Annotated in this window: 10 protein-coding genes and 2 pseudogenes; 7 read left to right on the forward strand and 5 right to left on the reverse strand. The window is 73.7% G+C overall.

Annotated elements, in window-relative coordinates; translation table 11 throughout:
• Positions 1-144: 144 nt before the first annotated feature.
• Positions 145-2490: a malto-oligosyltrehalose synthase gene (gene treY / locus IH00_RS0119455; RefSeq protein ID WP_031075284.1), complete on the forward strand. Its 2346-nt coding sequence runs from the start codon at positions 145-147 to the stop codon at positions 2488-2490.
• On the opposite strand, the gene IH00_RS0119460 is transcribed toward treY, so the two are convergent.
• Positions 2479-3036 carry a DUF1707 and FHA domain-containing protein gene (locus IH00_RS0119460; protein ID WP_031075286.1) on the reverse strand — a complete coding sequence of 186 codons (558 nt, stop codon included), beginning with the start codon at positions 3034-3036 and terminating at the stop codon, positions 2479-2481. The genes treY and IH00_RS0119460 overlap by 12 nt on opposite strands.
• Before the next feature lie 223 nt (positions 3037-3259).
• Between IH00_RS0119460 and treZ the strand changes: the two genes are divergently transcribed.
• From treZ to IH00_RS42800, 5 genes and pseudogenes are all read left to right on the forward strand, one after another.
• The gene (gene treZ, locus IH00_RS0119465; protein WP_031075288.1) at positions 3260-5014 is read left to right on the forward strand and encodes a malto-oligosyltrehalose trehalohydrolase; all 1755 of its coding nucleotides are present in this window, start codon (positions 3260-3262) and stop codon (positions 5012-5014) included.
• 150 nt (positions 5015-5164) lie between these two features.
• Positions 5165-6520, forward strand: coding sequence for an outer membrane protein assembly factor BamB family protein (locus IH00_RS0119470; protein WP_031075290.1), 1356 nt, complete (start codon positions 5165-5167; stop codon positions 6518-6520).
• A 456-nt stretch (positions 6521-6976) separates the two neighbouring features.
• Positions 6977-7072, forward strand: a pseudogene (locus IH00_RS45455) (MarR family transcriptional regulator); the annotation flags it as partial.
• A gap of 30 nt (positions 7073-7102) precedes the next feature.
• Positions 7103-7252 carry a hypothetical protein gene (locus IH00_RS44150; protein WP_234334892.1) on the forward strand — a complete coding sequence of 50 codons (150 nt, stop codon included), beginning with the start codon at positions 7103-7105 and terminating at the stop codon, positions 7250-7252.
• An 87-nt stretch (positions 7253-7339) separates the two neighbouring features.
• Positions 7340-7972: pseudogene (locus IH00_RS42800) on the forward strand (hypothetical protein).
• A gap of 16 nt (positions 7973-7988) precedes the next feature.
• Here IH00_RS42800 and IH00_RS0119485 read toward each other — a convergent pair.
• Positions 7989-9143, reverse strand: coding sequence for an aminopeptidase P family protein (locus IH00_RS0119485; RefSeq protein WP_031075293.1), 1155 nt, complete (start codon positions 9141-9143; stop codon positions 7989-7991).
• Between the two features lie 175 nt (positions 9144-9318).
• Positions 9319-9951, reverse strand: a complete 633-nt coding sequence (locus IH00_RS0119490) for a nucleoside/nucleotide kinase family protein (protein ID WP_031075295.1) — start codon at positions 9949-9951, stop codon at positions 9319-9321.
• Positions 9952-10010: 59 nt separating this feature from the next.
• On the opposite strand from IH00_RS0119490, the gene IH00_RS0119495 reads away from it, so the two are divergent.
• Complete coding sequence (locus IH00_RS0119495) at positions 10011-10400, forward strand: VOC family protein (RefSeq protein ID WP_031075296.1); 390 nt, start codon at positions 10011-10013, stop codon at positions 10398-10400.
• Between the two features lie 98 nt (positions 10401-10498).
• Here IH00_RS0119495 and msrB read toward each other — a convergent pair whose 3' ends face one another.
• A complete protein-coding gene (gene msrB / locus IH00_RS0119500) occupies positions 10499-10912 on the reverse strand; it encodes a peptide-methionine (R)-S-oxide reductase MsrB (RefSeq protein WP_031075297.1) in 414 nt (137 codons plus the stop codon).
• A 9-nt stretch (positions 10913-10921) separates the two neighbouring features.
• Positions 10922-12313 (reverse strand): UDP-N-acetylmuramate--L-alanine ligase, encoded by a 1392-nt coding sequence (murC, locus tag IH00_RS0119505; RefSeq protein WP_031075298.1) that lies wholly within the window; start codon positions 12311-12313, stop codon positions 10922-10924.
• Positions 12314-12343 lie beyond the last annotated feature (30 nt).

Below are 12343 nucleotides of genomic sequence, written 5' to 3' on the forward strand. Positions count from 1 at the left end.
TGCGCGGACGGGCCGGACGGGCCGCGCACGCCCCCCGCTGCTGTCCCCGGTCCCGCCGAACACCATGCGAACGCGACGTAGCGACAGGCGTAAATCGCATGAAGTGATGACACGGAAGCCGCCCAAGCGGGTACGTACGTTCGCATGACGCCCAACTCGACCTATCGGCTCCAGATCCAGCCGGACTTCCCCTTCCCGGCAGCCGGGGAAGCGGTGCCGTACCTCGCCTCGCTCGGGGTGTCGCACCTCCACCTGTCGCCCGTCCTGGAAGCGGTACCCGGCTCGACGCACGGGTACGACGTCACCGACCACAGCCGGGTGCGGGAGGAGCTGGGCGGCGAGGAGGGGCTGCGGGCCCTCGCGCGCACCGCCCGCGCGCACGGCCTCGGCCTGGTGGTGGACCTGGTCCCCAACCACATGGCCGCCGCGCCGCGCCACAACCGAGCACTGTGGGAGGTACTGCGGGAGGGTCCGGCGTCCCCGTACGCCCGCTGGTTCGACATCGACTGGACGGCGGGCGGCGGCAAGGTACTGCTGCCGGTCCTGGGCGGGCGGATCGGCGACGAGCTGGCCCGGATGCGCGTCGAGGACGGCGCACTGCACTACGGGGAGCAGCGGTTCCCCCTGCGGCCCGGTACGGAGGGCCTGGCGCTGCCGGAGCTGCTGGACGCCCAGTGGTACCGGCTCGGGTGGTGGCGGCTGGCGCGCACGGAGCTCAACTACCGGCGGTTCTTCACCATCTCGGACCTCATCGGGGTGCGGGTGGAGGACCCTGAGGTCTTCGCCGCGACCCACGCCAAGATCCTGGAGCTGGTGCGGGACGGGGTGGTCGAGGGGCTGCGGATCGACCATCCGGACGGCCTCGCGGACCCGGAGGGCTATCTGCGGGAGCTGGCGGAGGCGACCGGCGGGGCGTGCTGGACGGTCGTCGAGAAGATCCTCACCGGTGACGAGCGGCTGCCCGCGTCCTGGCCGGTGGCGGGCACCACGGGGTACGACGCGCTGTACCGCGTCGACGGGCTCTTCGTCGACCCGGCCGGCGCGGCGGAGATGGCGGATCTGTACCGGCGGTACGCGAACCCGGCCGGCGACCGGGGCGGCCACTGGGAGCCCACGGCGCGCCGCGCCGCCTACAAGGTGGTGACGCACGCGCTCGCCGCGGAGGTGGCCTTCCTGACCCGGACGGCCGGCCGGATCTGCGCCGCCGACCCGGCGCTGCGCGACCACGCCCCCTGGGCTCTGCGCGCGGCGGTCCGGGAGCTGCTCATCCGGGTGCCGGTCTACCGGCCGTACGGGACCGGAGCCGAGGACGTGCTGAGCGCGGAGGCGGCCCGCGAGGCCAGGGAGACCTTCACGGTCCCGGAGGAGGCCGACGCGGTGGACGTCGTGCGCGACCTGGCGCTGGGGCGGCTCGGGGACGGGCCGGACCACCGCGCGTTCCGCACCCGGTTCGCGCAGACGTCGTCGGCGCTGCGGGCCAAGTCCGTGGAGGACACGGCCTTCTACCGGTACACGCCCCTGGTATCGGCGAACGAGGTGGGCGGCGAGCCGGGCAGGCCGGCCGTGGGGCCGGACGACTTCCACGCGTACTGCGCCCGCCTCGCCCGCGACTGGCCGGCCACCGGAACGGTGCTGTCCACGCACGACACCAAGCGCAGCGCGGACGTGCGGGCGCGGATCGCGGTGCTGTCCGAGTGCCCGCAGCGGTGGGCGAAGCTCCTCGACGACGTGGCCGGGAGGACGGCGGTGCCCGCCCCGGACGGACAGCTGGCGTGGGTGGGGTGGCAGACGGCTTTCGGCCTCGGGCCGGCCGGTCCGGAACGACTGGGGCAGGCCCTGCTGAAGTCCGTGCGGGAGGCGGGGCTGCACACCGGCTGGACGGAGCCCGACCCGGCCTACGAGCAGGCCGTCGCGGACTTCACGGCCGCGGGTCCCGCCGGGCCGCCGCAGTACACGGTGGACCTGCTGGCGCGTGAACTGGACCCCTGCGTCCGGGCCAACGTACTGGGCGCGGCGCTGGTCCACCTGACCATGCCGGGCGTGCCGGACGTCTACCAGGGCTCCGAGCGGGAGTACCGGGCGCTGGTCGACCCGGACAACCGCGATCCGTTCCGGGAGGGCCCGCCCGACGAGAAGACGGCACTCACGCGGGCGGCGCTGGGGCTGCGGCGCCGTCTCCCGGAGGTGTTCGGCGCGGCGGGGACGTACGAGCCGCTGGTCGCGTCGGGTCCGGCGGCGGGGCACTGCGTGGCGTTCTGCCGCTCCGGGCGGGTGGTCACCGCGGTGACCCGGCTGTCGCTGCGGCTGGCGGAGGGCGGGGGCTGGGCCGGCACGACGCTGCGGCTGCCGCCGGGGCGGTGGTACGACGCCCTGGACACCTCCTCCGGGACGGGGTTCGGCGGGGCCGTGGAGCTGGAGGAGTTGTTCGCCGAGCGGCCGGTGGCGCTGCTGACGCGGGATCAGCAGGCGGAGCCGGGGTCAGCGGGCTGAGCGCGCGGTGAGGCGGAACCCCATCCGCCCGAACGTCACCAGGTCGCCGTCCTGGACGGCGACCGTGCCGGTGACGCGACGGCCGTTGACGGTGGTGCCGTTGGTGGAGCCGAGGTCCCGCAGCACCCACAGGCCGTCCTGGAGCCGCAGTTCGGCGTGCATGCGGGAGACCGTCTCGTGGCTGAGCCGCAGCCCGTTGGCCGGGTCGCGGCCTATGCGCAGTGGAGTGGGGCCGGGCTCGGGCAGCAGCAGCTTCGGCAGCCGCTCCGCCTGCCACGCCCGCCCCAGCCGCGCGGTGAAGCGGGACATCCGCTCGACGGCGCCGAACACCCGATCGACCCACCGGCCGTCGGAGGGCAGGTCGGCGGTGAGCGCGGCCAGTTCGTCGGCACGGCGGGCGGTCAGGACCAGTTCCATGCGCCGCAGGAACGTGTCGTGCGAGAGCATGCCCTGCGCGGCGCCCTCACGGAGCATCCCCAGCGCACGGTCCCGTTCGGCGTCGGTCGGCCGGGCGGGGTACGGCTGGAACTCGAAGGACGACGTCACAGGGGCGATTGTCCGCCCGGGCGGCCCGGGGTGTCCAGACAGGGCTCCGTTGTCGGACCCCGTTGGTACGGTCTTGGAACGTGCGGGGCCGGGGCTCGGTGTCCGGCGCGTGCGGGGGTGCACCGACCGCGACGCGACCGGGGCGTTCGGCCAAGTGTCGTGCTTCCCGTTCTGGATCTTGCCAGGATGGGAGTACCGGGGGACGACGACGAGGGGATCGCCAGTGCTGTTCGACGTATGGGCGCCTGAGGCGGAGGAACGGGTCGAGCTCCATGTGGAAGGTGCCCTGCACCCCATGGCGCGCGATGCGCAGCGGGACGGCTGGTGGACCGTCGAGGCCGAGGCGGGTCCGGGCGCGCGGTACGGGTTCGCGCTGGACGGCGGGCCGGTGCTGCCGGATCCGCGCTCGCGCCGCCAGCCGGACGGCCCCGACGGGCGGAGCGCCGTGGTGGACCTCGGCGCGTACGCGTGGCGGCACCCGTCGCCGTCGCGCGGACTGCGCGGTGCCGTGCTGTACGAGCTGCACGTCGGCACGTACACCCGCGAGGGCACCCTGGACGCGGCGGCCGGGCGGCTGGCCCACCTCGTCGACCTGGGCGTCACCCATGTGGAGCTGATGCCGCTCTGTCCCTTCCCCGGCCGTCACGGCTGGGGGTACGAGGGGGTGTCGCTGTGGGCGGTGCACGAGCCGTACGGGGGGCCGGAGGCGCTGCAGCGCTTCGTCGACACGGCGCACGGCCTCGGCCTCGGCGTGGTGCTGGACGTGGTCCACAACCACCTGGGCCCCTCGGGCAATTACCTGCCGGCCTTCGGCCCCTACTTCACCGACACGCACCACACCCCGTGGGGGGCCGCGGTGAACCTGGACGCGCCCGGCTCGGACGAGGTCCGGGCGTACCTGCTGGGCAGCGCCCTGGGCTGGCTGCGCGACTTCCGGATCGACGGGCTGCGGCTGGACGCGGTGCACGCGCTCGCCGACACGCGGGCGCTGCCGTTCCTGGAGGAGCTGTCGGCCGCCGTGGACGAGCTCGCCGCCGAGCAGGGCCGTGAGCTGTTCCTGATCGCCGAGTCGGACCTGTGCGATCCGCGGACGACCACACCGCGGGAGGAGGGCGGCCTCGGCCTGCACGCCCAGTGGAACGACGACTTCCACCACGCCCTGCACACCGCGCTCACGGGCGAGGCCCAGGGCTACTACGCGGACTTCGCGCGGGCCCCGCTCGCGGCGCTCGCCAAGACGGTCCAGCACGTCTTCTTCCACGACGGCACGTACTCCACCTTCCGGGGCCGTACGCACGGCCGGCCGGTCGACCGCGAGCGGACGCCCGCCCACCGCTTCCTGGGGTACGCGCAGAACCACGACCAGATCGGCAACCGTGCCACCGGCGACCGGCTGTCGGCCTCCTGCTCCCCCGGTCTCCTCGCGTGCGCGGCGGCGGTGGTACTGACCGGGCCGTCCACGCCGATGCTGTTCATGGGCGAGGAGTGGGGCGCGGGCACGCCCTGGCAGTTCTTCACCGACCACACGGACCCGGGGCTCGCCGAGGCCGTACGGCGCGGCCGCCGGCGGGAGTTCGCGGCGCACGGGTGGGCGGAGGAGGACGTCCCCGATCCGCAGGACCCGGCGACGCGAGAGCGGTCCTGCCTGGACTGGTCGGAGCCGGAGCGGGACCCGCACGCGCGGCTGCTGGCCTGGCACCGCGAGCTGATCGCGCTGCGCGCCGCCCAGCCCGATCTGACCGATCCGGACCTGGCGGCGATCCGTGTCTCCTTCGACGAGTCGGCGCGCCTGCTGGCGTACCGGCGGGGCGACCTGCGGGTCGTGGTCAACTTCGCGAAGGAACCGGCGGAGGTGCCGCTGGGCGCTCCGGCGCGGGTGCTGGCGGCGTGGGAGCCGGTCGAGGCCCCGGACGGCGAGGGCGTGCTGCGGCTCCCGCCGGAGTCCTGCGTGGTCCTGACGGACGCCATGGAGCGGTGAGCGCGCGGGGGGTGTCTTCCCGCACGCGGCCGGGCGACCGGCAGGGGAGCGCCTTCCGCCCGGGCGGACCGGCTCCCTATGATGATCGCCGCCGAGGAACGCGGGATGTCCTGTGGACCGTCGACGGCGACACGCACGGGGGAAGCAGGCATGACTGCGCAGGTGAACGACGTGCCGTCCGGCAGACGGACCAGGCGCACCCGGTCGACGACGGTGGCGGCCCTGGTCGCCCTCTGCGCACTCGCCGCCGGATGCTCCTCCGAGGCCGAGGACCTGGGCGTCGTCTGGGACACCCCCGTGGACCGCGAGGCCGAACAGCAGGGCAACGGGGCCTGGCTGTCCGGCGACACGCTGGTCCACAGCCGCTTCGACACGGTGCGCGGGTACGACGCCCGTACCGGAAAGCGGAGTTGGGAGTACGTGCCACCCGGCCGCTCGGCGGTCTGCCACGCCACCGCCGACACCGACAGCTCGGTCGTCATCCTCACCCGGGACGGGGAGGGCGCTCCCGCCTCCGCCAAGAGCGAGCTCTGCACCACCGCCGTCGCGATCGACGGGAAGAACGGCCGTGAGCTCTGGCAGCTCTCCCTTTCCGCAGGCGAGTTCGGTCTCCACGGCCTCGACCCCTCTCCGCTGTCCGCGGGTGGCGGGATCGCCGTGCTCCTGACGAAGGACGAGCTGCACGCCGTGGAGGTACGCAGCGGAAAGCCGCGCTGGAAGGCGGCCGTGCCCCAGGGATGCGTCCCACGCCGGGCCGCGGTGGCCCAGCGCCAGGTCGCAGCTCTCCTCGCCTGCGGCGGCACCGAGCGGTACGAGGGTGACAAGATCCCCGGCGACGCCGAGCTGCACACGGCCGCCTTCGCCCCGGCTTCCGGCGCGCTGCTGTGGTCCGCTCCGCTCGGGGGCCGGAGCACTGTCCCCTGGGACGCCCGCGCGGACTTCGTCTCGGCCGACCCGGTGGTCGTGGCAGCCTCGTCATCGGGCGACTCCGAGTCCGGGGCCTACTTCTCCTTCGGCGGGAACGGCCGCCCGAACCCGCCGATCGACTTCAGCGGTCCCTATGGCGAGATCAAGCTTGCCGGACGACTCACGGCGGCGGTGGACGACCACAGGCTCTACGCCTTGCCCCTCCACCGGGTGCGGAACAGCCGTGTCGACCCCCACCGTCTCACCGCGTTCGACCTGGCCACCGGAGACCCTGTCTGGGGCGGCACCGTGGACGACGACCGCCTCGACGGCGACACCGGCTATCACATCATTCCCCAGGACGGGAAGATCACCGTCCTCACCTCACGCCACGAGACGTCCTTCTCCGGCGACCGCAGCTCCTCGTTCAGCCTGCGGGTCCTCGACGGTGCCACGGGCGAGCAGCGCGAAGTCCGCAGCTTCCCCGAGGACGACGATCCGGTGGACACGTTCTTCGTGTACGAGGGCCGGCTCATCGGCGCCCGCTACGATTCGTACGGGTCACGGAGCAAGCCCTTCACGGCCTACGAACGCCGCTGACCCGTCGACCGCGCGGCCGTCACCGGGCGTCGCTCCTGACAACCGCCTCCAGGTTCCGTCGTCACATGTCACGCCCGCATCGCGGTGCTTGTGCCCCTCGCGGTCGAAGGCTGCGGGCGGCCTCCTCGGCTGCCGCGCCGGGCCCGCTCGCGGACCTGGTCGGCCCGCTCGGTAAGGGGCGGCTGATGCCCTTGCAGCGGAGCCATGCGCGGATCGCTTTCCGCCGCAGCCCTTGGCGCTGACGCCGCTCATGCCGAGTTGAGAGCGTTCCGGGCACGAGCGCGTGTCGGCTCGTTGTGCGGATGAGGATGCTCCAGCAGAGCTTCGACGCCTTCGACGAAGCGGCCGCGACTCTGCTGGGGCTGAACCGCACCGACCTGCGCTGCCTGGACCTGATCCTGGCCAAGGACCCGATGTCGGCCGGAGAACTCACCACCGCGGCACAAGCTCAGCCCAGCCGCGACGACGACCGCCATCGACCGCCTCGAACGAGCGGGCTTCGTCACCCGCAGCCGGGACGCCGCCAACCGGCGGCGGGTCTTGGTCGCCGCCACCGAGGCTGCCCGCGCTGCCGAGCGCAAGGTGTACGGTCCCCTCGGCGAGGCGGGGAAGTCGGCGCTCCAGCACTATGGCGAGGAGCAGCTCGCGGTGATCATCGACTTCCTGGAGACAGCCCGCCGGGTCCAGGAAGAGCAGACGGCGCGCCTGAAGGGGCTGCCGGGCCGTGGATGAACGCGGGCATCGATGGGCTTCAGCATGTCCAACTGGCCGTTGGTGAATTGGCTGCGCAAACCTGGCGAGGGTGTCCAGAGTCAGTTGGTGACGACCGACCTGGACACCCTCGCGACCGCACTCCACGTGCAGATCGACGGCCTGCCGAAAGCAGCACCGCACCTGGCCCCGTGGCGTCCACGGGTTGGCATCACACCCAAGCTCGGCGACGCCGAACTGGTCACCCTCGCGGTGATGCAGGCCCTGCTCGGCTTCGTCTCCGGGGCCCGCTGGCTGCGCCACTGCCACGCGCACCTGCGACACCTGTTCCTGTACCTGCCGCAGCAGAGCGGCCACAGCAAGCGCCTGCGCCGGGCTGCCGGGCCGGGCCGGGCCCGCGCTCGTCCGCGACAGGCCGGGCCAGACCTTGCTCGCCGACCAGAACTACTACGGCCGGGAGTTCCAGCGGCAGTCGGCGGACCTGGGCATCGAGCTGCTGCGGCCCGCAAGGGAGAATCCGAGCGGGCCGGATCGCACCTGTTCAAGCCGCTGCGGCAGTTGATCGAGTCGGTCAATGACACGCTCAAGGGCCAGTTGGACCTGGAACAGCACGGTGGGCGCACGCCCGGCGGCGTCGCCGTCCGCATCCTGCAACGGCTCCTCGCGCTGACTGCCGCCATCCGGCACAACCACACGTCAGGCGCACCGGTCGTCCGATCACTGACCGCCTACGACCACTGACCCTGGACTCCTTCATCTAGTCGACGAGGGCGAGCTCGCGCGGGGTGGTGTTGAAGCGGCGGACGCCGTCCCCGGTGACCGTGACGATGTCCTCGATGCGCACGCCGAAACGGCCCGGGAGGTAGATCCCGGGCTCGACGGAGAAGCACATGCCGGGCACGAGCGGCTGCTCCTCCCCCTCGATCATGTACGGGGGCTCGTGCGTGGTGACGCCGATGCCGTGGCCCGTGCGGTGGATGAAGTACTCGCCGTACCCGGCGTCGGTGATCACCGAACGGGCGGCCCGGTCCACCTCCTGGCAGGTCGCGCCCGGCCGGACCGCGGCGACGCCGGCACGCTGCGCCTCGCGTACGACGTCGTGGACGCGGCGCTCCTCGGCCGTCGGCTCGCCGACGTGGACGGTACGGGTGGTGTCGGAGCCGTACCCGTGCTTCAGGCCGCCGAAATCGAGGACGACCATGTCGCCGTGGGCGATGGTGCGGTCGCCCGCCTCGTGGTGCGGGTTGGCGCCGTTGGGGCCCGAGCCGACGACGGTGAAGTCCACCTGGGAGTGCCCGAAGCCCAGCAGCAGTGCGGCCAGGTCCGCGGCGATGTCGGTCTCCTTGCGCCCGGCGAAGCGCACCCGGAGGATCTCGCGGTACGCGGCGTCGGCGGCCGCGCCGGCCGCCGCCAGGCGCTCCACTTCCCGCGCGTCCTTGACGGCGCGCAGCATGGGCAGGGCCTCGGTGAGCGCGGTGTACGCGCTGTCCGGCAACTGCCGCTGCAGCCCGAGCAGGTGCATCGCCCAGGCGTTGTCGCTCACACCGAAGCGGCCCCGGGCGTCGAGGAGCGGGGCGGTGACGGCGTACGGGTCGGTGCCGTCGGTCCAGTCCCGCAGGGTGAGCGCGGCGGCCCCGGCGGCCCGCGCGGCGTCGGGCGCCTCCAGCGCCGGTACGACGAGCACCGGGTCGCGGCCGGGCGTGAGGACCAGGAGCGTGAGCCGCTCGGTGTCGGCGGGGACGCGGTACCCGGTGAAGTACACCAGGTCGGGCCCGGGCGCGACGAGCAGCCCCGCGAGCCCGGCCTCGCCCGCCGCCTCGGCGGCACGGACCATGCGGGCGCGGTAGTCGTCGGCGGTGAAGGGCGCGGGGGCCACCGCGGGGGTGCCGGACGCCGCCGGTGTGCTGGACATGCGGTGCTGCCTCCTCGGCTCCTCGACCCCGGTCATCCTCCGCGGCGGACGCCAGGCCGCGCAACCGGGACGCGCGAGCCGGCCGGAACCGCGGCGCCGGAACCGGGGCTCCGGTGGGCTCCGACAGGGCGCCGGAATCGCGGAACAGGACGGAGGCCGGGCGGCCGGTGCACGGTCAGGGCATCCGGACGACCAGGTCCGCGCGGTCGCGCCCGGGGGCGACGAGGCGGGCGTTGGGCTCGTCCGACCCGTGCACCCACCGCTCGGCGTGCTCGCGGTCCTTGCCGAAGCGGACGTGACGGTCGATCAGGCGGTGGAGCCGCCGGCGGTCGTCGAGTTCGAGGAACCACACCTCGTCCAGGAGTGGGGCGACGCGTGCCCAGGGGCCCTCGCCGTCGTCGTACAGCAGGTAGTTGCCCTCGGTGATGACGAGCGGGACGTCCGGGGCGACGGGGATGCTGCCGGCGACGGGCTCCTCCAGCGTGCGGTCGAAGGCGGGCGCGTAGACGGTCGTGCCCGGTTCGGGGGTGCGCAGCCGGGTGAGCAGTGCCGTGTACCCGGCGGTGTCGAAGGTGTCGGGCGCGCCCTTGCGGCCGGCGCGGCCGAGGCGGCGCAGTTCGGCCCCGGCGAGGTGGAAGCCGTCCATGGGGACGAGGACGGCGATCCCCCGCAGGTCCTCGACCAGGCGCTCCGCGAGTGTGGACTTGCCCGCTCCGGGGGCGCCGGCGATGCCGAGGATGCGGCGGCCGCCGGGCACGGCGAGGCGGCGGGCGCGGGCGGTGAGCCGGGTGAGCTGCTGCGGGTCCATGGACGGCATTGTTCCCAGGTGCTTGGACGCTCTCTCATCATACGTATAACGTGGCGCTCATGCCCTACATCGCCCTGATCACCCTGGTCGTCCGTGACTACGACGAAGCCATCGCCTTCTACACCGGCGCGCTCGGTTTCGAGCTGGTGGAGGACAGTCCGCGGGAGGACGGCGGCCGCTGGGTCGTCGTCCGGCCGCGCGGCGCGGGCGCCGGTACGGCGCTGCTCCTGGCACGCGCCGCCGACGGGCGGCAGGAGGCGAGCGTGGGGGCCCAGACCGGCGGGCGCGTCGGCTTCTTCCTGCACACCGGGGACTTCGCGGGCGACCACGCCCGGATGAGCGCGGCGGGCGTGCGCTTCCTGGAGGAGCCCCGCCACGAGCCGTACGGGACGGTCGCGGTCTTCGAGGACCTGTACGGCAACCGCTGGGACCTGCTGCAGCCCGCGTGAGGGCTGCGCGGGGCCGGCTCCGGCCGGCCCCTGCCCGGGTCCCCCGGGGCTTTCGCCCGGATCGGGCCACGAGCCCGGCAGGATCCGGAAGGCGGGCCCTAGCCCTGCTCGCCGGCCGGCTCCAGCCGGAGCGAGACGGAGTTGATGCAGTACCGCTGGTCCGTCGGGGTCGGGTAGCCCTCGCCCTCGAAGACATGGCCGAGGTGCGAGCCGCAGCGGGCGCAGCGCACCTCGGTGCGGACCATGCCGTACGACCGGTCCTCGATCAGTTCGACGGCGTCGCTGTCCTTCGGGTCGTAGAAGGACGGCCAGCCGCAGTGCGACGCGAACTTGGTCTCGGAGGTGAACAGTTCGGCACCGCAGGCGCGGCAGGAGTAGACACCCTTGGTCTTGGTGTCGGTGTACTCACCGGTGAAGGCGGGCTCGGTGCCGGCCTCGCGCAGGACGTGGTACTCCTCGGGGGACAGCTCCGCCCGCCACTGCTCGTCCGGCTTCTCGACGTCGTACGGCATGGGGTCTCCTCAGTTCGACAGGCGGGCGAGGATCTCCGGTCCGAGGTCCGTGACGTCACCCGCGCCCATCGTGAGAACGAGATCGCCGGGCCGCGCCATTCCCGCGACGACGCCGGCGACGGCGTCCTTGTCGGAGACCGGGGTGACGTCGGCGCCCGCCGCCCGGGCGGCGTCGATGATCAGGGCGCTGGTGACGCCGGGGATCGGGTCCTCGCGGGCCGGGTAGATGTCCAGCACCACGGAGGAGTCCGCCAGGGCGAGCGCCCGGCCCATCTCGGCGCCGAGCTCCTGGGTGCGGGAGAAGAGGTGCGGCTGGAAGACCACCAGCAGGCGGGCGGAGCCGGCGGCGGAGCGCATCGCCTCGAGGTCGGCGGTCATCTCGGTGGGGTGGTGCGCGTACGAGTCGATGACCTGCACGCCCGCGGCCTCGCCCTTGAGCTGGAGGCGGCGGCCCACCCCGGTGTACGCGGTGAGGGCCCGGGCCAGCGCGGCCGGGTCGATGCCGGTGCGGGCGCCGGCGGCGAGCGCCGCGGCGGCGTTGTGCGCGTAGTGGCGGCCGGGCACGGAGACGGTGAAGGTGTGCTCGGCGCCGTCGAGGACGACGCTCACCTCGCTCGTCATGCCCTTGGGCGTGATCCTGCGGATCCACACGTCGGACGTCTCCGCCTCGCCGACGGTGACCACGTGCAGGTCCGGACGGCCCGAGACGCGGCCCGCGAGCTCCCGGGCGCCCGCGTGCTCGCCGACGACCAGCGTGCCGCCGGGCCGGATCCTGGCGACGAAGGCCTCGAAGGACTCGTAGATCTCGTCCATGGAGGCGTAGTTCGCGTGGTGGTCCAGCTCGACGTTGAGGACGATCGCGACCTCGGGGTCGTACTTCTGGAAGCTGCGGTCGCTCTCGTCGGCCTCGGCGACGAAGAGGTCGCCCTCGCCGTGGCGGGCGTTGGTGCCGGGCCCGGCCAGGTCGCCGCCGATGGCGTACGACGGGTCGAGACCGAGCTCGGTGAGGGCGACGGCGAGCATCGACGTGGTGGTCGTCTTGCCGTGCGTGCCGGCCACGGCGATGGAGCGCAGGCCGGTCATGAGCGCGGCCAGCGCGTCGGAGCGGTGGACCACGGGGACCGACAGCTCGGTGGCGCGGGCCAGCTCGGGGTTGTCCGCGCGGATGGCGCTGGAGACCACGACGCAGGTGGTGTCGTCGGCGAGGTGCGCGGCGGCGTGCCCGATGTGGACGGTGGCGCCGAGGGCGCGCAGGGCGGCGGCGGTCTCCGAGTCGCGCGCGTCACTGCCGGCGACCTTGGCGCCGCGCTGGGCGAGGATCTTCGCGATGCCCGACATACCGGCGCCGCCGATGCCGATGAAGTGCGGCCGTTCCATGGCAGCAGGGATGGCGGGTGCCATGCGTGTGTCTCCCCGGGGTGTGACGTACGT

The organism is Streptomyces sp. NRRL S-118 (assembly GCF_000716335.1).
Classification (GTDB): Bacteria; Actinomycetota; Actinomycetes; order Streptomycetales; family Streptomycetaceae; genus Streptomyces.